The sequence below is a fragment of the Streptomyces sp. NPDC054796 genome, from assembly GCF_053611545.1.
On sequence record NZ_JBSHAO010000005.1, the window covers coordinates 217,707 to 241,222 of the forward strand.

General features: G+C 72.6%; 22 protein-coding genes. 7 read left to right on the forward strand and 15 right to left on the reverse strand.

Annotated features, from left to right (window positions below; all coding sequences use genetic code 11):
- Nucleotides 1-40: 40 nt before the first annotated feature.
- From ACWGJ2_RS06640 to ACWGJ2_RS06665, 6 genes are read right to left on the reverse strand one after another with little or no spacing between them, the layout of a single operon-like run.
- Entirely contained in the window at nucleotides 41-1,261 is a 1,221-nt protein-coding gene (locus ACWGJ2_RS06640) for a cytochrome P450 family protein (RefSeq protein ID WP_453344861.1), read from the reverse strand.
- Complete coding sequence (locus ACWGJ2_RS06645) at nucleotides 1,168-2,586, reverse strand: cytochrome P450 (protein ID WP_453344862.1); 1,419 nt, start codon at nucleotides 2,584-2,586, stop codon at nucleotides 1,168-1,170. Before ACWGJ2_RS06645 ends, ACWGJ2_RS06640 begins: the two co-directional genes overlap by 94 nt.
- Nucleotides 2,583-3,203, reverse strand: coding sequence for a GTP-binding protein (locus ACWGJ2_RS06650; protein WP_453344863.1), 621 nt, complete (start codon nucleotides 3,201-3,203; stop codon nucleotides 2,583-2,585). The genes ACWGJ2_RS06645 and ACWGJ2_RS06650 overlap by 4 nt, the downstream gene beginning before the upstream one ends.
- A 37-nt stretch (nucleotides 3,204-3,240) precedes the next feature.
- Nucleotides 3,241-3,606, reverse strand: coding sequence for a DUF742 domain-containing protein (locus ACWGJ2_RS06655; protein WP_453344864.1), 366 nt, complete (start codon nucleotides 3,604-3,606; stop codon nucleotides 3,241-3,243).
- Nucleotides 3,603-4,052, reverse strand: coding sequence for a roadblock/LC7 domain-containing protein (locus ACWGJ2_RS06660; RefSeq protein WP_453344865.1), 450 nt, complete (start codon nucleotides 4,050-4,052; stop codon nucleotides 3,603-3,605). Before ACWGJ2_RS06660 ends, ACWGJ2_RS06655 begins: the two co-directional genes overlap by 4 nt.
- Entirely contained in the window at nucleotides 4,049-5,731 is a 1,683-nt protein-coding gene (locus ACWGJ2_RS06665) for an ATP-binding protein (RefSeq protein ID WP_453344866.1), read from the reverse strand. Before ACWGJ2_RS06665 ends, ACWGJ2_RS06660 begins: the two co-directional genes overlap by 4 nt.
- Before the next feature lie 330 nt (nucleotides 5,732-6,061).
- On the opposite strand from ACWGJ2_RS06665, the gene ACWGJ2_RS06670 reads away from it, so the two are divergent.
- The 5 genes from ACWGJ2_RS06670 to ACWGJ2_RS06690 all read left to right on the forward strand — a co-directional run bounded on the left by ACWGJ2_RS06670 (nucleotide 6,062) and on the right by ACWGJ2_RS06690 (nucleotide 11,881).
- Nucleotides 6,062-6,973, forward strand: coding sequence for an LLM class F420-dependent oxidoreductase (locus tag ACWGJ2_RS06670; RefSeq protein ID WP_453344907.1), 912 nt, complete (start codon nucleotides 6,062-6,064; stop codon nucleotides 6,971-6,973).
- A 100-nt stretch (nucleotides 6,974-7,073) separates the two neighbouring features.
- Nucleotides 7,074-7,886, forward strand: coding sequence for an SDR family NAD(P)-dependent oxidoreductase (locus tag ACWGJ2_RS06675; RefSeq protein WP_453344867.1), 813 nt, complete (start codon nucleotides 7,074-7,076; stop codon nucleotides 7,884-7,886).
- A gap of 137 nt (nucleotides 7,887-8,023) precedes the next feature.
- A complete protein-coding gene (locus tag ACWGJ2_RS06680; protein ID WP_453344868.1) occupies nucleotides 8,024-9,160 on the forward strand; it encodes an LLM class flavin-dependent oxidoreductase in 1,137 nt (378 codons plus the stop codon).
- A 174-nt stretch (nucleotides 9,161-9,334) separates the two neighbouring features.
- Complete coding sequence (locus ACWGJ2_RS06685; RefSeq protein ID WP_453344869.1) at nucleotides 9,335-11,074, forward strand: N-acyl-D-amino-acid deacylase family protein; 1,740 nt, start codon at nucleotides 9,335-9,337, stop codon at nucleotides 11,072-11,074.
- Nucleotides 11,075-11,236: 162 nt separating this feature from the next.
- On the forward strand, nucleotides 11,237-11,881 hold the full coding sequence (locus ACWGJ2_RS06690) for a hypothetical protein (protein ID WP_453344870.1): 645 nt from the start codon (nucleotides 11,237-11,239) through the stop codon (nucleotides 11,879-11,881).
- A gap of 45 nt (nucleotides 11,882-11,926) precedes the next feature.
- Here the strand turns inward: ACWGJ2_RS06690 and ACWGJ2_RS06695 are convergent, their stop codons facing one another.
- Nucleotides 11,927-12,904, reverse strand: a complete 978-nt coding sequence (locus ACWGJ2_RS06695; RefSeq protein WP_453344871.1) for a hypothetical protein — start codon at nucleotides 12,902-12,904, stop codon at nucleotides 11,927-11,929.
- An 81-nt stretch (nucleotides 12,905-12,985) separates the two neighbouring features.
- Nucleotides 12,986-14,014, reverse strand: coding sequence for an aldo/keto reductase (locus tag ACWGJ2_RS06700; RefSeq protein WP_453344872.1), 1,029 nt, complete (start codon nucleotides 14,012-14,014; stop codon nucleotides 12,986-12,988).
- Between the two features lie 157 nt (nucleotides 14,015-14,171).
- On the opposite strand from ACWGJ2_RS06700, the gene ACWGJ2_RS06705 reads away from it, so the two are divergent.
- Nucleotides 14,172-15,059, forward strand: a complete 888-nt coding sequence (locus tag ACWGJ2_RS06705; RefSeq protein ID WP_453344873.1) for a helix-turn-helix transcriptional regulator — start codon at nucleotides 14,172-14,174, stop codon at nucleotides 15,057-15,059.
- On the opposite strand, the gene ACWGJ2_RS06710 is transcribed toward ACWGJ2_RS06705, so the two are convergent.
- Complete coding sequence (locus ACWGJ2_RS06710) at nucleotides 15,056-16,615, reverse strand: CehA/McbA family metallohydrolase (protein WP_453344874.1); 1,560 nt, start codon at nucleotides 16,613-16,615, stop codon at nucleotides 15,056-15,058. The two genes, ACWGJ2_RS06705 and ACWGJ2_RS06710, sit on opposite strands and share 4 nt — an antisense overlap.
- Before the next feature lie 223 nt (nucleotides 16,616-16,838).
- The gene (locus tag ACWGJ2_RS06715; RefSeq protein ID WP_453344875.1) at nucleotides 16,839-17,366 is read right to left on the reverse strand and encodes a hypothetical protein; all 528 of its coding nucleotides are present in this window, start codon (nucleotides 17,364-17,366) and stop codon (nucleotides 16,839-16,841) included.
- Nucleotides 17,367-17,481: 115 nt separating this feature from the next.
- On the opposite strand from ACWGJ2_RS06715, the gene ACWGJ2_RS06720 reads away from it, so the two are divergent.
- Nucleotides 17,482-18,321, forward strand: a complete 840-nt coding sequence (locus ACWGJ2_RS06720; RefSeq protein ID WP_453344876.1) for a TIGR03619 family F420-dependent LLM class oxidoreductase — start codon at nucleotides 17,482-17,484, stop codon at nucleotides 18,319-18,321.
- Nucleotides 18,322-18,381: 60 nt separating this feature from the next.
- Here the strand turns inward: ACWGJ2_RS06720 and ACWGJ2_RS06725 are convergent, their stop codons facing one another.
- The 5 genes from ACWGJ2_RS06725 to ACWGJ2_RS06745 form a co-directional block, all read right to left on the reverse strand.
- Nucleotides 18,382-19,260, reverse strand: a complete 879-nt coding sequence (locus tag ACWGJ2_RS06725; protein WP_453344877.1) for a phosphogluconate dehydrogenase C-terminal domain-containing protein — start codon at nucleotides 19,258-19,260, stop codon at nucleotides 18,382-18,384.
- Complete coding sequence (locus ACWGJ2_RS06730; protein WP_453344878.1) at nucleotides 19,260-20,057, reverse strand: sugar phosphate isomerase/epimerase family protein; 798 nt, start codon at nucleotides 20,055-20,057, stop codon at nucleotides 19,260-19,262. Before ACWGJ2_RS06730 ends, ACWGJ2_RS06725 begins: the two co-directional genes overlap by 1 nt.
- Nucleotides 20,057-21,004 carry a triose-phosphate isomerase family protein gene (locus tag ACWGJ2_RS06735; protein WP_453344879.1) on the reverse strand — a complete coding sequence of 316 codons (948 nt, stop codon included), beginning with the start codon at nucleotides 21,002-21,004 and terminating at the stop codon, nucleotides 20,057-20,059. The genes ACWGJ2_RS06730 and ACWGJ2_RS06735 overlap by 1 nt, the downstream gene beginning before the upstream one ends.
- 1 nt (nucleotide 21,005) lies before the next feature.
- Nucleotides 21,006-21,566 (reverse strand): ribose-5-phosphate isomerase, encoded by a 561-nt coding sequence (locus ACWGJ2_RS06740; RefSeq protein WP_453344880.1) that lies wholly within the window; start codon nucleotides 21,564-21,566, stop codon nucleotides 21,006-21,008.
- 126 nt (nucleotides 21,567-21,692) lie between these two features.
- Complete coding sequence (locus tag ACWGJ2_RS06745; RefSeq protein WP_453344881.1) at nucleotides 21,693-23,450, reverse strand: dihydroxyacetone kinase family protein; 1,758 nt, start codon at nucleotides 23,448-23,450, stop codon at nucleotides 21,693-21,695.
- Between the last annotated feature and the right edge of the window lie 66 nt (nucleotides 23,451-23,516).

A 23,516-nucleotide genomic window follows, 5' to 3' on the forward strand; every position in this document is an offset into this window, starting at 1 on the left:
CGTCACACGGTGCGGTGCGGCGGCGTCGGCGCGTTCCGCGTCAGCTCAGCAGCACGGGAAGCGTCGCGGGCCCGTCCGAGATGAACGAGGTGATCGGGACGATCTCCTCCGGAGGGACCGCCAGTCGGATGCCGGGGAAGCGCCCGAAGAGCGCGGGCAGCGCCGTACGGGCCTCCACCCTGGCCAGCGGCGCGCCCAGGCAGAAGTGCACCCCGTGCCCGAAGGACAGGTGCTCCTTGTCGGTGCGGGTGACGTCGAAGGCGGACGCGGTCGGCCCGTGCTTCTCCGGGTCGCGCGCCGCTGCCGCGTAGGTGGTGAGGATCGCGTCGCCCTGGCGGATCGTGCCGCCGTCGGGGAGCGCGATGTCCTCGACGGCGAAGCGCAGCGGCAGGTTCGAGATGCTGGGCGCCCAGCGCAGCGTCTCCTCGATGACGTCGTCCCACGTGGCGCCGCCGTCCAGCACCAGCTTGAGCTGTTCGGGGTGGGTGAGGAGCGCGTGGACGGCGTTGGCGATGAGGTTCACGGTGGTCTCGTGGCCCGCGCCGATCACCAGCATCAGCGTGTCGATCAGTTCGCTCTCGCTCAGCCGCGAACCGTCCTCCTCGTCACGCGCAGAGACCAGCACGCTGGTCAGGTCCTCGCCCGGCTCCCGCCGCTTCAGCTCGGCCAGCGCGCCGAACGCGATCCGGATGTCCCGCGCGGTCTCCGCCGCCTCCTGCGGGGTGGCGGAGGTGTCGAAGACCCGCTCCACGATCCGCCGCACCTCCGGCTGGTCGCGCTCGGGCACCCCGAACAGCTCGCAGATCACCCGCATCGGCAGCGGGTGCGCGTAGGCGGCGCGCAGATCGACGCTCTCGCCCTCCGGCTGCTCCTCCAGCGCGCCCAGCAGGTCCGCCGTGATGGCCTCCACGCTGGGACGCAGCCCCTCGGTGCGGCGTGCCGTGAAGGCGGGCGCGACGAGTTTCCGCAGGCGTCTGTGGTCGGTGCCGTACGCGGTGAACATGTTGTCCACGTCGATCCAGGCCCGTACCCAGGTGTCACGGAACTCGCCGCGCTGCCAGGCGGGCCAGTGCTTGCGCGGGTCCTTGGAGACCCGTGCGTCGGTCAGCATGTCCTTGAGCAGCGCGAAGCTGTTGACGGACCAGGCGGGGATGCCCGAGGGCAGCTCTATCCGGGCCGCTGGTCCGAAACGGCGGAGGCGGTCGGCCTCGCCGTGGATGTCGCTGCCTGCGGGGTCGATGACGAGGGGCTGCTCTTCCACGGGGTGGCTCCCGCCTGGTCGGGGACGATGGGCGTGAAACGGGCGGGCAGTTCGGCGAGGGCACGGTGGAAGGGGCCGTTGCGCCACTCCAGCGTGTCGAAGGCCACCCGCAGTTCGATGTCGGAGAGCCAGGCCGTGAGCCGCTCGATCGCGGTCGTCGCGATGAGCAGCGCGGGCCTGTGCACCGGGCAGGAATGCGGGCCCGCGGCCCACGCCAGGTGCGCGCCGCCGCCGGAACCGCCGGTGCCGCCGCCCTGGCCGGGGGCCGTGCGCCCGTGCTGGGTGTTGGCCGCCGCGTAGGAGACGAGCACGAGCTGGCCCTTGCGGATCCAGGTGCCGTGGAACAGCACGTCCCTGGTGGGGAAGTGCGCCGAGTAGTTGGAGATCGGCGGCTCGTTCTGGAGGACGTCGAGGATGGCGTCGCGCGGGGTGAGGGCGCCGCCGGAGAGGGTGCTGTAGTAGCGGTCGTCGGAGAGCATCCGGGCGAGCGCGTTGCCGATCAGGTTGGTCGTCGGCTCGTGCCCCGCGCCCATCGTCAGGACGATCTGGTGGATGACCTCCTCGTCGCTGAGGCCCGCCGGGTGGTCCATGAACCAGGAGGTGAGGTCGGCGCCGCGCTCGCGCTTCTTCGCCGCCGCCAGCTCCCCGATGTAGCTCTCGAACGCCGCGTTGCCCGCGGCGGCCTCCTCCGGGGTGTTCGCCTCGAAGAGCGCGGAGAGCGCGCTGACCAGCCGGTCGCTGTAGGAGTCGGGCAGCCCGAAGACACGGTTGAACAGCAGCAGCGGCAGCACCCGCGCGTACTGCGAGATCAGGTCGGCCTCGCCGTCGGCGCCGAACCTGGCGATGAGGGAGTCGGCCAGCTCCTGCACGTGCCCGCGCATGACGTGGGGTTCGATGCGGTCGAAGCTGTCGGTGATGACCTGCCGGTAGCGCGTGTGGGCCTCGCCGTCGCTGAAGAAGACGTTGGGCCGCCACGACATCATGGGCCGGATCGGCGAGTCCTCGGGGATCGTGTCCTGCCAGACCCGCGAGTCCTTCGACCAGGTGACGGGGTCGTGCAGCAGGTCCAGCGCGGCGCGGTAGTCGAGGATCAGCAGCGCGCCCACGCCCGGCGCGACCTCCACGGGCGCGAGGGGCCCGTAGACGCGGAGGCGGTCGTAGACGCCGTGCGGGTCGGCGGCGAACTCCGGGCCGTACAGCGCGGTGACCTCGCTGCCGGGCGGCGCCATGGGCGGCGGCATGACGCCGGTGGCGCGGGAGGCGCCGGGACGCCCTGGGGGCGGGCCGTGCCTGCGGGGCGGGGGCGGGGGGTGCGGGGTGTTCACGCGGGCTCCTGGTGCTGTGCCGGTGCGTGGCCGGGCGCTGGGCCCGGGTCCGGGGTCTGCGGGGTGTGGGAGAGGACGTGGCCGACGAGGGCGATCAGCGCGTCGGCCGACTGGTCGCGGTCGCGCGCGTCGCACAGCACCAGCGGGGTGTCCGGGTCCAGATCGAGGTGGTCGCGCAGGGTTTCGACGGCGTGCGACGGCGAGTCGGGGAAGGTGTTGACGGCGACCGCGTACCGCAGCCCCGCCTCCTCGATCATGTCCATCACCTCGAAGGAGTCCGCCAGCCGCCGGGTGTCGGCCAGCACCAGGGCCCCCAGGGCCCCGCGCGCGATGTCCTGCCACAGCGGCCTGAACCGCCGCTGGCCCGGCGTGCCGAACATGTAGAGCACCAGGTCGCCGGGCAGGGTGCGCCGTCCGAAGTCGATCGCGACGGTGGTCGTGGACTTCTCCCTGACCCCCGCCAGGTCGTCGACGAGCGCTCCGGTCTGCGTCATCACCTCCTCGGTGTGCAGCGGAGCCGTCTCGGACAGCGAGCGGATGAACGTCGTCTTGCCGACCCCGAACGGCCCGGCGACCAGCAGCTTCACCAGCGTCTTGGCGGAGGGGTCCAGATACATGCTGCCGTCGGACGCCGTGCCCGGCTCGGGGCCGGGACTAGGACGACTTGAGAGTGCGGAGTCCATCGAGAACTTTCTCCAGAATCTGCCGCTCGGGCAGTTCGGCATCGGGTATCGGCGCACGGGCCTGGAGATGGCCCGCGTCGACCAGGTCGGCGGCGAGGACCCGCACGACACTGACCGGCAGCCGCAGGTGAGCGGCCGTCTCGGCCAGGGAGAGCGCGCCGGGGAGGAGCAGCTCCAGCAGCCGCCGCTCCTCCGGCCGGAGTCCGCCCGGCAGCGTGCCCGCCGAGCCGGACAGCACGGTCAGCCGGTCAAGGGTGTTGCGGCTCGGCCGGGCGCGCCCTGAGGTGGCCAGGTAGGCCGGGACGAGGCGCCTGCTGTCGCGGGGTGGCGGAGTCATGCGGGCGCGTCGTGCGGAGACCGGTCGGGGGTGTCGTCGCGGGGCGGCGCGTTCATGGTCTTGGCACCGAGCGTCGCCACCTGCACCTGCATGTGGTGGGTGACGACGCCCATGTTGACCTCGGGCTCGGCGAAGACGGCCAGGCAGGTGTTCTCACCGGCGGGGATCGCGAAGACCCAGCCCTGATCGGACTCGATCACGGTCTGCCGCAGCTTGACCCCGAAGTCGCCGCTGAACGCGACGGTGGTGGTGCGGGCGGCGCCTTGGAGGGCGGACATCATGGCGGCCACGCCCTCCGCCGCCTCCCGCTCCAGGCCGGGCGAAGCGCCCTCGATGAGGCCGTCTCCTGAGATGACGGCCGCGTGGACGACGTGGGGCAGGTCCAGGAGCGGGGCCAGTACCCAGGACGTGTCCTCTCGGACGGACCTGCGTGCGGGGGATGTCATGCGGGGGAATTCCCTTCGGACTCACGGGGGTCGGCGTCGGATTCGGTACGGGGGCCGTCGTACGGGGCACGGGGCGCGGGTACGGACGTGGGTTCCGGCGTCTGCTCGGGGGCCTGCTCGGGCAGCGGCGCGCCGCCGGGGGAAGCGGAGGCGGCGGCGGACTCGCTCTCCTGGACCGCGGCCCGGCCTGATGCCGTGCCCTGCTGGAAGGCGGCCCAGCGTGCCGCGCTCTCCCGCGCGTCGGGCTGTGGCGCGGGCTCGGGGCGGTGTGCGGAGTGGCCGGCGTGGCCGGACCGGGCGGAGTGCGAGGAGTGCCCGTACGCCTCGTGCGCGCCCTCGCCCTCGCCCCTCGCGCGGGCGTGCGCACCGGAGGACTGCGGCGCGCCGCTCTCCTCGGGCAGGGCGCGGCGCCTGCGCCTGCGCGGCAGTTCGGCCTCGGCCGACGCGGGCGCGGGCTCGGGCGCCCCCGCCGGGACCTCGGGTGCCGCGGGGGCGGGCGCCGCCTCGGGCGCCCGCGTCGAGCGGCCCCGCACCGGGAGGCTCGCGCCCTCCGGCGTGGCCGGGACGGACGAGGAACTCGTCGGCGGCAGGGGCGCCATCGCGGACACCGGGTGCTCCTCCTCGTCCAGCAGGGTCAGCAGCGGGTCGCCGGGGATGTGCACGATGGCCCGGACGCCGCCGTACGGCGAGGTCTCCACGTGGGTGCTGAACCCGTACTGCCGCACGAGCCGGCCCACGGCGGCGAAGCCGCTGCGCGGCGGGTCGCCCAGTTCGGTGATGAGCACCGCATCCTGGCCGCCCATCAGCCGGGCCGCGCGGCGCAGTTCGTCGCCGTGCATGCCGACGCCCGCGTCGTCGATGATCACGGAGGCGCCCCGGTTGCCCTGCTGGAGGGTGACGGCGACGGGCAGGTCGGGGTGGGAGTAGTGCAGCGCGTTGGCCAGCAGCTCCGTCAGCGCGACGGCGACGGGCTCCACGGCGCGCGCGACCACGCCCACGGGGTCGCGCAACTGGTTGGTGACCTGGATGCGCTCGTAGCCGTTGAGGCGGGAGCTGGCGCCGACGACGATGTCGGCCAGGTGCGAGTTCTGCCGCGTCAGGCCGGGCCAGGCACCGCAGACCACGGCCGTGGACTGGATGCGGCGCAGCGCCTGCTCGTTGAGGAAGTCGGCGGCGAGGAGGTCCTCGGCGACGGCGGGGTCGTCGTAGCGCTCCTGCATCCGCTGGAGCAGCGTCTGGAGCTGGTACAGCAGCGCCTGGATCGTGGTCGCCGCGCCGCGCAGCGCGGCCTGTGCGGCGGCGTCCACGCGCAGCCGCTCCTTGTCGACGGCGTCCCTGAACTGGTCGAGGACGGTGGTGAGGGCCTGGTCGAGGCCGCTGCCCACGGTCTCGCTGTGGAGCGGGCCGCGCACCGGGACGTCGGTGTGGGCCATGGCGACCGTCAGATCGGGGATCCGGGCGCTCGACAGGTGCTGGACCTCGCTCTCGGCTGCCTGGAGCCGGGAGGTGAGGGTGGCGTTGTAGCGCGAGGCGGACCGCAGGTCCTGCTCGACGGAGTCGACGCGTGCCCGCAGGCGGCGCGCCTCCCCCCGCGCGCGGACGAGCAGCAGGGCCGTGACGATGGCGGCGACTGTGCCCAAGGCCAGGATGACGATCAGCGCCACCGGTATCTCGGTCATCGGTGTCCTCGGTCATGGAGTGCTGGGGACAGTGTTCGGTTTGCGGCGAGTGGCCGGTTCCGCCGGGGGCGGGGCGAGGCAGCCGGGAGGCGCGTAAATGCGCTTCACCGGTTCCTCTTCAGTCACTCATGGTGCACCAGTTGACACCTGTGTACACCGCCTACGTTAAACAACGGTTGCCCGAGGCGCGCATCCGGATCATGCCAGCTTGCGCCGGGGACCGCACTCCTCTTGTCTGATGGCCCGTCAGATAACACCATGGGGCCCGCACAGCGGCGGGCGCGCGGCGTGCCCGCACCGAGCCGAGGAGGGTGCGTCGTGCTGTACGGGATGCAGTTGCCGGTCCAGTCGCAGAGCGCCATCTACACCGAGCCGTGGGAGGCGGAGGCGGGGGCCGGGGACCTGGTCGCCGTCGCCAGGGCCGCCGATCTGCACGGGTTCGACTACATCGCCTGCTGCGAGCACGTCGCGATCCCCAGGCGGCTGGCCGCGGCCATGAGCACGGTCTGGTACGACCCCGTCGCCACCCTGTCCTTCCTGGCAGCCGCCACCCAGCGGGTGCGGCTGCTCAGCCACGTGGCGGTCGTCGGGCTGCGGCACCCGCTGGCCACGGCCAAGCAGTACGCCACGCTCGACCACCTCTCGGGCGGGCGGCTGATCCTCGGCGTGGGCGCGGGGCACGTGCGCGAGGAGTTCGACATGCTGGGCGCCGACTTCGCGGGGCGCGGCGCCGTACTGGACGAGACCGTCGACGCGCTGAAGGCGGCGCTCGGCGAGGAGGAGTTCCCCGAGTTCGCGGGGGAGCGCTTCCGCTTCTCGGGGCTCGGACAGCGGCCCAGGCCGGCGCAGACACCCAGGCCGCCGATCTGGGTGGGCGGCTCGTCCCCCGCGGCGGTACGCCGTGCGGCGGTACGGGGCGACGGGTGGCTGCCCCAGGGCGACCCCAGGGACCGGCTGCCGGGGCAGATCGAGAAGCTGCGGGCGCTGCGCGAGGCGGCGGGCGTCGAGGAGCCGTTCACCGTCGGCGCCATCGCGGAGCCGCTGTACGTGGGCACGCCCGGCTGGGACACCGGGCGTCACACGCTCTCGGGCGGGCCGGAGGCGCTGGCCGAGTCGCTGCGCGCGTACGCGGCGATGGGGGTGCGGCAGCTCCAGGTCCGGTTCCGCAGCCGGGGGCGCGACGAACTCCTGGACCAGATGGCCGCGTTCGCGACGGGGGTGGCGCCGCTGCTGGAGGACTGACGGGCCGGGGCGTGCCCCGTCGAAGGCGGGTGGTGTGCCCCGTCGAGCACCGGACCGCACCGTTCACCACCACACAGGGACAGGGAAAGAGGCGCTGGACATGGGCAAACTCGACGGGCGCGTCATCGTCATCAGCGGGGCCGCGCGGGGCCAGGGCGAGCAGGAGGCACGGCTGTTCGCGGCCGAGGGCGCGCGCGTCGTGCTCGGCGACGTGCTGGACGAGCGGGGTGAGCGGCTGGCCAAGGAGCTGGCGTCGGAGAAGGGGAACGGCGGCGGGGGCGCGGTGTACGTCCACCTTGACGTGCGCAGCGAGGAGGACTGGGCCGCGGCCGTCGTCGTCGCCAAGGAGCGGTTCGGCAAGGTGGACGGCCTGGTGAACAACGCGGGCATCGTGCGCTTCGCCGAGCTGACGGGCACCTCGCTGGCGGAGTACCGCGAGGTGGTGGAGGTCAACCAGGTCGGCTGCTTCCTCGGGATGCGCACCCTCGCGCCGGAGCTGACGGCCGCTGGCGGCGGCACCATCGTGAACACCGCCTCGTACACGGCGCTGTCCGGCATGGCCTTCCTGACCTCGTACGCGGCGACGAAGGCCGCCATCGTCGGCATGACGCGGGTGGCGGCAATGGAGCTGGCGGCCAAGGGCGTCCGGGTCAACGCCATGTGTCCCGGCGCCATCGACACACCGATGAGCAACCCGCGACAGGCGTCGGAGAACGGCCTGGAGGTGGACGACCAGGGCTCGCGGGAGGCGCTGGACGCGCTCTACGCGAAGGTCGTGCCGCAGGGACGTATCGGCAGGGCCGATGAGGTCGCGGCCCTCGCCCTGTTCCTGACGTCCCAGGACTCCTCGTACATCACGGGCCAGCCATTCGTGGTGGACGGTGGCTGGATGGCGGGCCTCTCGCTGCTGTGAGGCCGGGGCGCACGAACCCCGTGTCTGATGCGTCGTCAGGTATTGACGCTCCACGGAGCCGGTGCCAGAGTCGTGCACATCCATATCTGACGCACCGTCAGAAAAGAGAAGCAGGACCGAAGAGGGAGTGAACCGCCTTGGAATTCGGGCTCTTTGTGCAGGGATACGTGCCCGCTTCGCGGGCGAGGACCGATCCGGAGGCCGAGCACCACGCCCTGGTCGAGGAGACCGAGTACGTCATCCAGGCGGACAGGTCGGGGTTCAAGTACGCCTGGGCCTCGGAACACCACTTCCTGGAGGAGTACTCGCACCTGTCGGCCAACGACGTCTTCCTCGGCTACCTCGCGCACGCCACCGAGCGCATCCACCTCGGCTCCGGCATCTTCAACCCGCTGCCGCAGGTGAACCACCCGGTGAAGGTCGCCGAGAAGGTCGCCATGCTCGACCACCTCTCCGGCGGGCGCTTCGAGTTCGGCTCGGGCCGGGGCGCGGGCTCCCACGAGATCCTGGGCTTCCTGCCGGGCATCACCGACATGAACCACACCAAGGAGATCTGGGAGGAGACCATCGCGGAGTTCCCGCGGATGTGGCTCCAGGACGAGTACCAGGGCTTCCAGGGCAAGCACTGGTCGCTGCCGCCGCGCAAGATCCTGCCGAAGCCGTACGGGGGCTCGCACCCGGGCATGTGGTACGCGGCCGGGTCGCCCTCCTCGTACGCCATGGCGGGCAAGAAGGGCCTCGGCGTGCTGGGCTTCAGCATCCAGAAGGTCTCCGACATGGAGTGGGTGCTGGAGTCGTACAAGGGCGCCGTCAAGGACGCGGAGCCGGTGGGCGACTTCGTCAACGACAACGTCATGGTCACCTCGACGGCCATCTGCGCGGAGACGACGGAGAAGGCCAGGCGGCTGGCGGTCGAGGGAAACCTGCACTACCTCCAGTCGCTGCTGTTCCGCTACCACGACACCTTCCCCCGGCCCGAGGGCATACCGGAGTGGCCGGAGCTGCTGCCGGAGTACACCGACGAGGTCATCGACCTGCTCATCGCCGAGGAGCTGATGATCTGCGGCAACCCCGACGAGGTGCTCCAGCAGTGCAAGCGCTGGGAGCAGGCCGGGGCCGACCAGCTCTCGTTCGGGCTGCCCATCGGCATCCCGCCAGAGGACACGCTCAACACGATCCGGCTCATCGGCGAGCACGTCATCCCGCAGATCGACACGGACCCGGTGCACAGGACGACCCGCTTCCGGGACGCGGCACGGGCCGCGCGGGGCTGAGCGCGCGCCGTTACCGGTCGCGGGGCGGGCGCCGGGGCCGGGCCCCGTCCCGCGGCCGGTGAGCGTGCGTTCCGGAACCGGTGACCAACCGCCCGAGGCCGATCCGAACCCGAGGCCGATCCGAACCCGAGGCCGATCCGAGGCCGAACCCGAGCCCGAGGAGGAGACGGAACCATGCTTGACCACCTGATCAAGGGCGCGACCGTGGTGGACGGCACGGGCGCGCCCTCGTACACCGCCGACGTCGGCATACGGGACGGCCGCATCGCCGTCGTCGCCGAACCGGGGACCGTCCACGAGGAGGCGCGCTCCAGCCAGGAGGCGGCCGGGCTCGTCCTGGCCCCCGGCTTCGTCGACCCGCACACCCACTACGACGCGCAGCTCTTCTGGGACCCCTACGCCACCCCGTCGATGAACCACGGCGTCACCACCGTCGCGGGCGGCAACTGCGGCTTCACCCTCGCGCCCCTCCACCCGGACCGCCCTGAGGACGCCGACTACACCCGTCGGATGATGTCCAAGGTCGAGGGCATGTCCCTGGTCGCGCTGGAGGAGGGCGCGCCCTGGAACTGGCACGGCTTCGGCGAGTACCTGGACGCGCTGGAGGGGCGCACGGCCGTCAACGCGGGCTTCATGGTGGGCCACTGCGCGCTGCGGCGGCACGTCATGGGCGCCGAAGCGGTGGGCGGGCAGCCCAGCGAGGAGCAGCTCGCCGAGATGCTGCGCCTCTTCCACGAGGCGATGGACGCGGGCGCGTGGGGCCTGTCCACGACGCAGTCCGCCACCCACTCCGACGGCGACGGCGAGCCCGTCGCCTCCCGGCACGCCCGGCCCGGAGAACTCCTGGCCCTGTCCCGCGCGGTGGCCGAGCACGAGGGCACCCAGATAGAGGCGATCGTCTCCGGCTGCCTCGACCAGTTCTCGGACGAGGAGATCGACCTCTTCGCCGAGATGAGCGCCGTCGCGGGACGCCCCCTGAACTGGAACGTCCTCACCATCGACGCCGCCGTGCCCGAGCGCGTGCCCCGGCAGCTGGAGGCCAGCGAGCGGGCTCGCAAGGCGGGCGGACGCGTCGTCGCGCTGACGATGCCGATCCTCACCCCGATGAACATGTCGCTGGGCACCTTCTGCGCCCTCAACCTCATCCCCGGCTGGGGCGACATCCTCGGGCTGCCGCCCGCCGAGCGCGTCGCGAAGCTGCGCGATCCGGCGGTGCGCGCGGAGATGCTGCGGCGCGCCGACAGCAAGGAGGCCGGGGTCTTCCGGCGCCTCGCGCGCTTCGACCGCTACGTCATCGGCGACACCTACTCGGCCGCCAACGAGGGCCTGTCGGGGCGCGTCGTCCGGGACATCGCCGCCGAGCGGGGGCTCGACCCCTTCGAGTGCCTCGTCGAGATCTGCGCCGCCGACGATCTGCGTACGGTGCTGTGGCCCATGCCCACCGACAACGACCCCGCGAGCTGGGAGCTGCGCCGCCGCACCTGGGAGCACGAGGACGTGCTGCTCGGCGGCTCCGACGCGGGCGCCCACCTGGACCGCATGTGCGGCGCCCCGTACACGACGCGCTTCCTCGGCGACTGCCTGCGCGGGCGGAAGCTGGTCGGCCTGGAGCGCGCGGTGAAGATGCTGACGGACGACCCGGCGCGGCTGTTCGGGCTGCGCGAGCGGGGCCGCGTGACCGAGGGCTGGCACGCGGACCTCGTCCTCTTCGACCCAGACCGCATCGACGCGGGCCCGGCCCGCCTCCTCCACGACCTCCCCGGCGACAGCCCCCGCCTCGACTCCGAGGCCACGGGCATCGTCGGCGTCTGGGTCAACGGCGTGGAGACCGTCCGCGACGACAAGGTCACGGGCGCCGTGCCCGGCACGGTACTGAGGTCGGGGCGCGATACGGAGACGGTGCGCACGAGGTGAGGCGGGACGGGGTGAGGTGGGTACGGGGAAAGCGTTAAAAGCGCTGGCCGGACCGTATGAGGCCCGTCAACGGCCGCGTCACGAGGGCGCCCTTCGCCGTATTCCGGAATGAACCGCGAAACCGCGGATACGGCATACGGCATACGGCAAGTGGCGGAAAATATGAGCGAGTCTCCCCGGCGTCAAAGAGCACTGGAAGCCACCCTTGAAGGTCTTCCCCTCGCCCTCCAGGGGATCGGCACCATCACGAGAAACCTCAAGGCTTATGGAGCCGGTGTCGCGATAAACGGGATCGTCGGGCTCAAACAGGTCGCTGACGAGGCCGGACACGCCTGGCAGATCTATTGGCACCCGGACCACATCCACCCGAAACCCAACTACTACAAAGCCGCCAGCGGCGTCGTCAACGTCGTCGGCGCGGCCGTGTACGGCGCTTCCAGCGCCGGTGCGCTCAGTCCGGCGCTGGGCGGTGCGGGCGCCCTCGCGCAGGGCGTGTCCTACTACGCGGCAAAGCTCCTCCCGCAGGACGCGGGCACCTACTATCCGCCCCTTCCCACGCACCACGGGCCGGTGAGTCCCGGCGCCGCCCGGCCACCTGTCGCACCGGGGAGTACGACAGTGGCCCAGGCGGCGGCGCTGAGCGCGACGGGCCGTGGGACCCCGACGCGCGAGGGCGGCACGGCGAAACCGGCCGCCGACTCGTACGCGAACCGTCCACACGCCGGTCCGCACGGTCCGCACGGTCCGCACGCCGGAACGGTGACGCGCGGGGGCGGCGCACCCCAGGGGCGTCGGCACTCGCTGTAAGCCCTGGCCTCGGAAGAGCACCGGAACGGCCGGGCTCCGACCGGGCTACCGGCCGTTCCGCGCCTGGAGCACGAACAGCGCCCACGCCACGTTCTGGCGCTGCTTCCTCTCCTTGTTCCACTCGCCCAGGGACAGCGCGCCGCTGAGCAGGCTGCCGAGCCCAGGGTGGACGAGGTTGCCCGCAGGGCCGATGCTCGCCCTGCCGATGGTGCGCAGCTTTCCCCTGCCCCGCACGAAGCGGTCCATGACCTCCACGGAGTGCCGCGTGGCGAGTTGGCAGACCTCGGCGGCGAGGGCCGTCGCGTCCGCGTCCGGCCTGTCCGCCTCGCTCATGTAGTCCCGGAACTCCCGGAGACGAGCGTGCGCGCGCAGGTCCTCGACCGACTCGTGATAGGCGCCGCGCGGCCCGAGATGGTCGATCGTCCGCAGCGCGACCACCTCTTCCGCCGCCTGGAGCTGCCACTGCTCGAACGTCTCGACCCCGCCACCGGGCGCGGCCCGGCCGAGGGCGCGCAGCGCCCTGGCCATGATGCTGTTGGAGACGAGGTCCACGTCCATGTCCATGGCGGCGGCGATGCCGAGGTCCTGGACGAAGAGGACGGGGTCGGCGGAATTCCCCTGCCCGAACCCTGGGGTGATGCCACGGGAGTGGTTGTCGGGCCCGAACGCGCAGGGCAGGGCCCGCCGCATCCTGTCCACCACATCGGGATAGTCGTCGGGCCGGGCCTCGCCGATCCTCGTGACGGTCTCCCGGAAGTCCGTGTAGTCGTACTGCTCGCGTGCCACCAGGCTGCGCTGCCACAGTTCCGGGTGGTCGTCGATGAACTTGACGTACGGCAGTTCCCGCAGGTCCACGGGGCAGAACTCCCGCGAGACGAACCAGATCTCGTCGTAGCAGAGCAGCAGCCCGGTCACGTTCTCCAGTACGGCGTTGGGAATGGTCCCGCCGTGCTCCGTCCGCCCCAGGATGTTCTCGTAGTCGTACGTGATCGGCGTCGACAGCCCGACGAGTGCACGCTTCACGGTTCGTCCCCCTCCGCCCCCGGATGCTCGCATCCTAGAAGGGGGCGGCGGACTGGGTGTGTCCGGCCTGGGCGGGGCCGGTCAGCGGCGGCGCAGGGACGCGTCGGTCAGGGGCGGCGGGGTGAAGTAGAAGTCGTCCGCGTTGAGGTCCGTGCCCGGCGGGACGATCTCGTCGATACGGTCCAGGACGTCCGCGCTCAGCGTCACCTCCGCGCCCGCGAGCAGCGAGTCCAGGTGGTCCATCGTGCGGGGGCCGAGGATGACCGAGGTGATCGCCGGGTGCGCGCGGACGAACGCCGTCGCCAGCTGGGGCAGCGGCAGCCCCGCCTCCTCGGCCAGCTTGGCGAGCAGGCCGACGGCCTCCAGCTTGCGCGCGTTGCCCGGCAGCGCGGGGTCGAACTTGTGCCGCTCCACGCTGCCGCGCCCCTGGCCGAGGTCGACGTCCGCTGCGGAGCGTATGCGGCCCGACAGCCAGCCCGCGGACAGCGGCCCCCACGTCAGCACGCCGAGCCCGTACTTCTGCGCCGTCGGCAGCACCGCCCGCTCCACACCGCGCGCGAGCAGCGAGTAGTGCGGCTGCTCGGTACGGAGGCGGACATGCCCGCGACGCTCCGACGCCCACTGCGCCTCGACCAACTGCTCGGCGGGAAACGTGGACGTGCCGACGGCGCGTACCTTGCCCGAGCGGACGAAGTCGGACAGTGCCGAGAGCGTCTCGTCGATGTCCGTGTCCGGGTCGGGGCGGTGCACCTGGTACAGGTCGACGTGGTCGGTGCCCAGGCGGCGGAGGCTGTCCTCCAGCGCCCGGGTGAGCCAGCGGCGCGAGTTGCCGCCCTGGTTGGCGTCGGGGCCCATGGGGAGGTGGCCCTTGGTGGCGAGGACCACCTCGTCGCGACGGGCCCCCTTGAGCGCCTTGCCGACGACCCGCTCAGAGCCGCCGGTGGAGTAGACATCGGCGGTGTCGATGAAGTTGATGCCCGCGTCCATCGCGCGGTGGATGATGCGGACGGCCTCGTCGTCGTCCGTGTCGCTCAGGCCCCCGAACATCATCGCGCCGAGCGCGTGGTCGCTGACGGAGATGCCCGTCCCGCCGAGAATCCTGCGTCGCATCGCTGCGTACCCCTCGTTCTGTGTGCGTGTGCCTGCGCGTGTGCGTGGCTGTGGCTGTTCCGTGCGTCTACGGGGACGACTCTGCGGGCTCCCGCGGCCGGCAACCAGATCAGGCTCAGCCTGGGTCCGGCAGTACCACCCGGCGGATACTGGAGCCATGGCACGAGGCGAGCACACGGAGACGATGGGCATTGCCGCGTTCCTGAGAGCCCGCCGGGCCGCTCTGGAACCGGGCGAGGCGGGACTGCCCCGGATGCCGAACCGCAGGCGCGTGCCCGGGCTGCGCCGCGAGGAGGTCGCCCAGCTCGCGGGCATCAGCGTCGACTACTACGTCCGCATCGAGCAGGGCCGCGCGCACGGCATCTCGGACTCGGTGCTGGAAGCCCTGGCACGGGCGCTGCGGATGACCGAGGACGAGCGCAGCCACCTGCGCAACCTGGCCGCGCCGCGCCACCGGCACGGGGGCACCGACAACCTCGTCGTACGGCCCCAGATCCAACGCCTCCTCGACTCGATGGAAACCGTGCCCGCCTTCGTGGTGGGCCCCGGACTGGACTACCTGGCCTGGAACCGGCTCGGCGCGCGGATCGCCTACGACATGGAGACGCTGCCCCCGGAGGAGCGGAACAGCCCGCTGCTCGTCTTCCTCCACCCCGAGAGCCGGGCGCTGCACCCCGACTGGGACAGCGTGGCCGCCGAGACCGTCGCCGCCCTCCGCGCCGAGACCGGACGGCACCCAGGCCACCCCCGGGTCGAGGGCGTCCTCGCACGGCTGCTGGAGGAGAGCCCGGAGTTCCGCGCGCTGTGGGAGGAGCAGGAGGTGCGCGAAAAGCTCTCCGGCACCAAGCGCATCCACCACCCCGGGGCAGGTGAGCTGACGGTCACCTACGAGACCTTCCGGCTCACCCTCGACCCGGACCAGACGCTGTGCACCTACACCGTGGACCCCGGATCACCCTCCGAGACCGCCCTGCGCAGGCTCGCCGGAGAGCCCGTGGGAGCGGGCGCGGGGAGAGCGGGCGCGGGGACCGGGGCGGCGGGCTAGGCGGTGGCGTCCAGCCACACGGGGTTGGTCATGGCCGCCATCGCGCCCGGTATCCCCGAGGGGGAGCCCTCGGGCACCTTGTGGCGTATCTCCGCGCGGACGTACGTGGCCAGGGAAGCCGTGGTGCGCCACTCGACGGGCGCGGCGCTCACGGGGCCCGAGCGCATCTCCCCCTGGTCGGTCAGCAGGCGGAACGTGGCGCCCTCGGGCGCGCCCGAGACCTCCATCCTGACCGTCACCTCCGCGTCGCCCGGGACGCGGAGGCGGTCCCCGATGCCCGCGTGCTCGCCCCGGCCGCCGCTCGCGGACAGCTTCAGCCCGGTCTTCGAGGACTCGGCGAGATAGCTGCGGCCCGCGCGGATACCGTCGAGCAGCGCGCGCCGGGACAGGTCGTCGGCGAGGACGACCGTCTGGGGCAGCCCCACGACCTGGGGCTCGCGGTGGGCATCGCTGTTCCCCATGGCCGGAAGCCAGCCGTCGCCGCTCTCTGCGGCCGACACCAGCATGTTGTCCCAGGCGGCGACGGCCAGTTCGTCATCGGCTGTCCAGGGGCCGTTCCAGACCTCGACGGCGTCCGCGTCCTCGTAGCCGAACTTCCACTGGCAGCCCACGAACGGGCAGTTGGGATGGGCGGGGACCACCAGGCCACCGGCCCGGCGGATCCTGCGGGCGTAGCGCTCATAGGCGTCGTCCCGCGCGCGGTAACGCCAGTCCACGAAGGTGCCCGGCTCGGTACCCAGGGCGAGATAGTGCCCGTTCCTCGTGGTGACCTCCTCACCGCAGAGGACGAGGAGATCCTCGCCCCACAGCCCCTCCCAGGCGGCGTGCCCCGAGGTGGTGTTGTGCTCGGTGGTGGTGAGGAAATCGAGCCCGGCGGCGCGCGCCGCTGCCGCGACCTCCGCCGGGGTGCGCTGCCCGTCGGAGTGGACGGTGTGCAGATGGCAGTCGCCCCGGTACCAGGCCCTGCCCCGCCCCTTGGCGCGCTCCGGCGGATAGGCGGGCTTCGGCGTCTCGCCCCGCTCACCGTGGCGGAGGGTGACCGTCACCTCGTAGTCCAGGCCCTGGGGCGCGACCGTGTAGGGCCCCAGGGCGATATGCCAGGTGCCCTCGCGCACCGGGCCCGCGAGATAGCCGGGAGTGGCCTTCTCGGCGCTGATCGCGAAACTGGTGCGGAAGCCGCCCGACCAGCCGCGGAACCCCTTGCCGCCGGGCGCCGTGCCCCGTTCGTCGAAGATGCCGATGTCCAGCGCGTTCCCCGGAGTGCCCGCGGGGACCTGCGGCTTCTCGTACGTGTACGAGACGGCGATCTCGCGCACGCCGCCGGGCACCTCGACCGGCAGATAGACGAAGTCCGGCGCGCCGGTGGGCAGATGGCCGCGCACGGTCCGGCTCTCCTCGGCGCCGCCGCCCCGCCCGGCACCACCGCCGTCCTGGCTGCCGTCCGGGCCGTTTTCCACGCCGCCGCCCGCGGCGCGAGCGAAGCTCACGGTATTGAGCGTAAGCACACTGGCCGCGCCCGCAACCGCGGACAGCTTGATGACCTCGCGTCGTTCCATCCCGGACCGCCCCCCTGCGTCGAAAGTGCCGCGAGACACAGTTGTACGCGGGCGGGACAGGCAGGGAAAGCCCTGTGGATAACTCGGAGAAGAGGGGGTGACGAGGGACTTCGGTGCTCCGGACAGGGGCCCGGGAGGGGACGGTGGCGGGGCCGCGCGGGCTCGGCCCCGCCGGGTTCGGTTCCGCCGTGCTCGGTCGCGGCGGGTTCGGCCGCGCCCGGGTTCAGCCGCGGCGGGCGCGGCGAACCAGGAAGACGACCAGCGCCACGATCAGGACGAGCGGCAGCAGCAGGTACATAAGCAGCCGCTTGACCCACTTGCTCGTCGTGCTGCTGCCATTCGTGCCGCTGGTACCGGTGGTGCCGGTGGTGGTGACCCCGCTGGTGGAACGGCTCGTGCCGCTGCTGGAACCGTTGTCCTTGCTGATGCCGCCGCTGCCGCTGACGGTGCCGCCCGTGCTGCCGCCACCGCTGCGGCTCCCCCCGCCGCTGCTCCCGCCCGAGGACCGCCCGGGGGCCGCCTGCACGGTGGAAGCGGAAGCGGAGTGGGCCGAGATCAGGCCGGAGGTCCGGCTGGACGCCTGAGTGGACGTCTGAGTGGACGTCTGGCCCGTCGTCCGGCTCGTGGTCTGGCCCGATGTCCGTTCCGACGACGGGCTCTTGTGCGGATACGCGGGCGTCGAGGCGTGCGCGGCGACGGGCCCCAGCCCCAGCAGGGCTCCCAGGAAGAGAACAAGAGTGGCAGTTCGCATGGATTTCCCCCGTGATCGTGTGCAGAGTGACGGTGGCCCACCCGTCGTACGGGCCTGGGCCACGGAACCGTAGAACCGTAGACCACTCGTCAGGACGCCGAGAGAAGGGCCCTGGATGCGGATCGCGACGACAATCCCCTCGACGGACGAGACCATCCGCCCGGCCCGGCTCGCCCGCGAGGTCGAACAGCGCGGTTTCGACGGGCTCTACCTCCCCGAGCACACCCACATTCCCGTCAGCCGCGAGACCCCGTCACCGATGGGCGAACCGCTCTCTCGCGAGTACGGGCGCCTGCTCGACCCCTACGTCGCGCTCGCCGCCGCGGCCACCGTCACCGAGCGCATCGCGCTCGGCACGAGCGTCACCCTCGTCGCCCAGCACGACCCCATCGCGCTGGCCAAGACGGTCGCGACGCTCGACCTGCTCTCCGAGGGACGGTTCAGCCTCGGCGGGCTCGGCGTCGGCTTCGGCTGGAACGTGGAGGAGGCCGCCGACCACGGCGTCGAATGGTCCGGCAGGAGGGAGCTGGTACGTGACCGGATCGCGCTGATGCGGGCGCTGTGGGACCCGGAACCGACGCCCTACGAGGGCGCCTTCGGCTCCGTGAGCGCCAGCCTCGCGCACCCCAAGCCCGCCCGACGGGGCGGACCGCCGGTGCTGCTGGGCGGGGCCGCGGGGCCGAAGCTGTTCGCGCAGATCGCGGAGTACGCGGACGGCTGGATCCCCATCGGAGGCAGCGGCCTGGCCGAAGCGCTCCCGGTCCTCCACGAGACATGGGAGCGGGCCGGGCGCGGCCCGGAGCGGCCCATGGTGGTGCCCAGCTTCGTGGAACCGTCACCGGGCAAGCTGGAGCACTACGCGGAACTGGGCATCGACCAGGTTGTCCTGCGGCTGCCCGCTGGCGAGGAGGGCGAGGTACTGCGCACGCTGGACGCGTACGCGCGGTACTTGTGAGGGGGGCACCGCCAACCCGGTGCCCCCTTCCCGCTCCCCGCCCCGTTCCCCCTGCCCCGTTCACGCCGCCTCGGCGCGCCTGATCTCCTTGATCTTCAGCATCCGCGTGATGACCTTGTCCAGCTCGTCGTCCTGGAAGACCTTCTTCCAGTCGTCCTTGACGATCGACTCGCGCCCGTAGTCCATGGCGATCAGACAGGCGTCGGAGAACGGGTTGGACCCCTTCAGGGTGTTGGCCAGCGCCACCTGGGTGTGGCCGAGCAGCATCGCGCGGGCGGCCTTCTCGGGCACGCCGACGGTGTTGACCGTCTCGTCCAGGGCCTCGGTGAGCAGGGCGCCGACCATGCAGGCGATGGTCTCGACGAGGGTCGGCTCCAGCACCGCCAACTGCTTGACCGTCACCCAGTGGACGTCCACGACGGGCGCGTACATGGTGCGGATGACCTCGTCTGCCAGGTCCTTGCGGCTCTCGTCGGCGCCCTCGTACGCGGCCACGACCTCCTGGGGCGCGGCGATCCCCCCGAAGGTGTCGGCCCACTCCTCCTTGGTGGTGCGCTCCAGGAAGACGGACGGGTGGCAGGGGTGCGCCACCGCGTTGACGACGTCGGCCCTGCGCGCGAGCAGCCCCGCGTACGCGGCGGCCGGGTCCAGGGTGAGCAGCACCGAGCCGGGTCGCATCAGGGGCACCAGGGCCTCGGAGACGGTGCCCAGCACGATGTCGGGCACGGCGAGGATGACGACGTCGGCCTGGGCGGCGGCCTGGGCCGAGTCGGTCAGTTCGCGGCCCTTCTCCCGGAGCAGTTCCTGTCCCTTGGGCGAGTTCTCGCTGAACAGGACCCGGAAGTCGCTCTCTACGAGGTTGTTCGAGACGCGCTGGCCCATCTTGCCCGCGGCGCCGATGACGGCGACGGTCCGCTGCTCGGTCTCCTGCTCGGACATCACTTGCTCCTCATGAGGGTGTTGACGCTGTGCTGTGTCCACTGGTCTTCGAGCCGGGCGGTCTCCTCGAAGCCGCCCTGCCACGGGAGCCAGTGCTCCACGATCTGGTTGATGTCCCGCTCGTCGGGACGGACCCGCTCCACCATGTGGGCGTGATCGAGCAGCCCCTCGCCGAGCGGGCAGCCCGCGAAGGTGAAGCCGACCCAGCCGTCGCGGCGGCTGAACGCGAAGTCCTTCACATGGATGTTGACCACGTAAGGGGCGGTGCGCTCCACCACGTCGACGGGCCGCTCCAGGCGGGCGACGCTGTTGCCGGGGTCCAGGCAGACGCCCAGGTGGGGGCTGTCCACGGCCCGTACGACGGTGAGCAGATCGTCCGTGGAGACCTGCTCGTACGTCTCCAGGCCGAGGGTGACGCCGCGCTCCGCGTAGGCGGGCACGGTCTCGCGCAGCAGGGCCGTTGCCTCGTCGGTGGAGGGCCGGTGGCCGGCGGTGTTGAGCATGCTGCGCACAAACGTGGCGCCCAGCGCTTCCGCGAGACGGAGGTAGCGGCGCAGGTGGCCGGGGGCCACGCCTCGGGTGCCGAGTTCCAGGCGGAGGCCCAGGTCGTCGGCGGCGGCGCGCACCTCCGTCAGCTCGGCGTCGGTGAAGGACTCGATCACGGGGTGGTCGCAGATCTGGAAGACGTCGGCGCCCAGTGCGCGCGTGTTCTCCAGCATCTCGCGAACCGTCAGCGGCTTCGGGGCCCGTTCGGACAGGCGCCAGAAGAACGCGTACGTGCTCAGGCCGTAGGCCATCACGCGCTCCTTTCCAGGGTGTCGGTTCCGTTTCCGTTTCCGTGGCCGCCGGTCGTCCCCTGGGGGCGGCTCCCCTGCGGCGGGCCCCCTTGCGGGTGGCTCCCCTGGGGGAGGCCGTGGAGGGCGACGGCCTCGTCGAGGATCTGGGCGAAGGCCGCCGGGTCGTGGGCGAACCGGCCCAGGAACAGGCCGCCCGCGCGCGTGCCGAGCCGCGTCAGCAGGCCGGGGCCCGCGCTGCCGCCGTAGATGACCCGGCTGCCCGTCAGGCCCGGCTGTTCCGCCAGCCACGCGGACAGGCCCGCGCAGACGGCGCCGATGTGCTCGGGCGAGGCGGGTTCCGGGGCGCCGATGGCCCACTGCGGCTCGTACGCCACCAGGACGCGCCCCAGCACACCGCCCGCACCGTCCCGCGCCGCGACGGCGAGCGCCGAGGACACCTCGTCGATGCAGCGCTCCGTCGCCTCGCCCACCCGCACGCGCTCCGGTTCGCCGACGCAGAGCACCGGGGTGAGCCCGGACCGCAGCGCGGCCGCCGTCTTGGTGGCCACGGTGTGGTCGTCCTCGCCGAAGAGGCGGCGCCGTTCCGCGTGGCCGACCTCCGCGTAGGAGCAGCCGATCTCCCTCAGTTGAGGGCCCGCGACCTCGCCCGTGTAGGCGCCGTTGTCCTCGGCGCACAGGTCCTGGGCGCCGATCCGTACGCCCGATCCGGCGAGGATGCCGCAGGCGGGGGCGAGCGTCGGGAAGGAGGGCAGGACGAAGGTCTCGGCGAGTCCGCTGACGACGGCGGGGTGCCGGTCGGCGATGGCCGCGATGCGGCGGCACCAGTTGAGCGTCTCGTGGTGCCCGAAGTACATCTTGAGGCTGACGCCGATGGTGACGGCCGAGGCGGCCGGGGTGGTCGAGGCTGCCGAGGCCGCCGAGGCCCTTGTGGGGTGGTCGGGGGTCATGTCAGGCCGCCTCGTGACCGGGGCCGGTGCCGGGGCCCGAGGCGGTGCCGGTGCCGGGCGCGTCGTCGCCGTCGCGGCTCTCCTCGTAGTCGCACATGAGCTGGACCTTGGCGGCCGAGGCGGACGAGGTGTCGAAGCGGTACGTCAGCCACTCCGCCGCCAGCCTGCGGGCGAGTTCCAGGCCGACGACGCGCTGGCCGAAGGTGAGCACCTGCGCGTTGTTGGAGAGGACGGCACGCTCGACGGAGAAGCTGTCGTGCGCGGTGACGGCGCGGATGCCCTTCACCTTGTTCGCGGCGATGGCCACGCCGAGGCCCGTGCCGCACACCAGGAGGGCACGGTCCGCCTCGCCCGCGGCGACGAGTTCGGCGGCGGCTATCGCGACCTTCGGGTACGCGGTGTGGCCGTCCGCGTCGACGCCCACGTCCCGTACGGACGCGACGAGTCCGCTGGCCTCCAGGTCCTGCTTCAGCGCCTCCTTGTAGGAGTATCCGGCGTCGTCGCTGCCGACGACGATGCGGAGCGCGGGGGCCTGCGGTGCGGTGTCAGCCTTGTCAGCCATCTCAGCTTTCCTTAGTGGTGCGGTACTTCGGTGGTGCGGTGCTTCGGGGTGGTGCGGTGCTTCGGCTCGTCGACGCGGGCACGGGCACGGGCGTGGGTGCGGGTGCGGGTGCGGCTGTCCGTCGGCTCAGCCCCCTGCGGGCCGGGCGGCCAGTACGCCGTGCACCGCGCGGGCTATCAGGGCGAGCGAGACGGCGCCCGCGTCCGGGGTCCCGAGGCTCTTCTCGGCGTGCGGGCGGGCCCGGCCCATCCGGGGCAGCAGCTCGGCGGTGGCCTCGGCGGCGCGCTCGGCGGCCGTCGCGGCGTCGTCCCAGGCGACGGTCAGCGCGCGGCCCTCGGCGACGCCCTTGCCGAGCGTCTCGGCGAACGGCACCAGCACGTCCACCATGGTCTTGTCGCCGACCTCGGCCCCGCCGAGCCGTCGCACGGCGGCCGACGCCTCCGCGGCGGCGTCGCCGACGGTCCCCGGCGCGGGCGCTTCCTGGTCGCCGAACGCGGTGCCGAACGCGCGCAGGACGACGCCCCACAGTGCGCCCGAGGTGCCGCCCGCGCGGTCGGCCCAGGCGTCGGCGGCGCGCTGGAGCAGCGTCCCCGCTCCGGCGCCCTGGCCGAGCGCCTCACGGCCCGCCTCGTAGGCGGCGGAGGAGCCGCGGCGCATCCCGATGCCGTGGTCCCCGTCGCCCGCGACGGCGTCGATCCGGCCGAGTTCCTCCTCCTGCCCCGCGACGGTGCGCGCTGTGGCCTCCAGGGCGGCCAGCGCGGTACGGGCCGCACGGCGGGAGGCATCGCTCGCACCCGGAACGGGCTCGGTCGCGGGGACGGCAACAGGCGCAGCCCCGGCCCCAACTCCAGCCCCGTTTCCGGAACCGGCCGGTGCCACGCTCCCCTTGCGGTACGCGGGCGCGTCGGCCGGAGCCCGCCACAGCGGCTCCAGCTCGTCGTCCAGCCAGCAGAGGGTGAGCGAGACGCCCGCCATGTCGAAGCTGGTGACCAGCTCCCCGACCTCCGGATCGACGGCTTCGACGCCCGCCTCCTCCAGAAGGGCGGCGACGCGCCGGTAGACGACGAACAGTTCCTCGTACTTGACCGAGCCCAGCCCGTTCAGGAGCACCGCCGCACGCTGCCCACGGGGCGCGGCCACGCCGTCGGGCAGCTCGGACAGCAGCGTGGAGACCAGCAGCCCGGCCGCCTCGTCCGCACTGGGGACCTCGCGCTCCCCGAGCCCGGGCTCCCCGTGGATGCCCAGGCCGACGGCCATCCGGCCCTCCGGCACCTCGAACAGGGGCGCCTCGGCGCCGGGCAGCGTGCAGCCGGAGAAGGCGATGCCGAAGGAGCGCGTACGCGCGTTGGCGAGGCGCGCGAGGCGCACCACCTCGTCCAGCGCGAGCCCCTGCTCCGCCGCCGCTGCCGCCGTCTTGAAGACCGTCAGATCGCCCGCCACGCCCCTGCGCCGCTCCGGCTCGGACGCATCGGCGCTGGACACGTCGTCGGTGACGGCGAGCGTCTCGCAGCGGATGCCCTCGCCGTTCAGCCGCTCCGCCGCCTGCCCGAAGTGCAGTACGTCCCCGGCGTAGTTGCCGAAGGCCAGCAGCACTCCGCCGCCGGAGTGCGCTGCCCTGGCGACCTGGTGGATCTGCTGCGCGGAGGGCGAGGCGAAGACGTTGCCGACCGCCGCGCCGTGCGCCAGCCCCTGGCCGACGAGACCGGAGAACGCGGGGTAGTGGCCAGAGCCGCCGCCGACGACGACCGCGACCTGCCCGTGAACCGTGGGCGTGCTGCGGACGACGCCTCCGGGGACGCCGCGTACCCAGCGGCGGTGCGCGGCGACGAAGCCCTCCAGGGCCTCGTCCGCGAAGGCGGAGGGCTGGTTGAACAGTCGAGTCATGAGAGGCGGCCTCCAGGACCGTGAGGAGGGGGAAGCGGGGGGGGCGGGCGTGGGGACGCGGTGGGG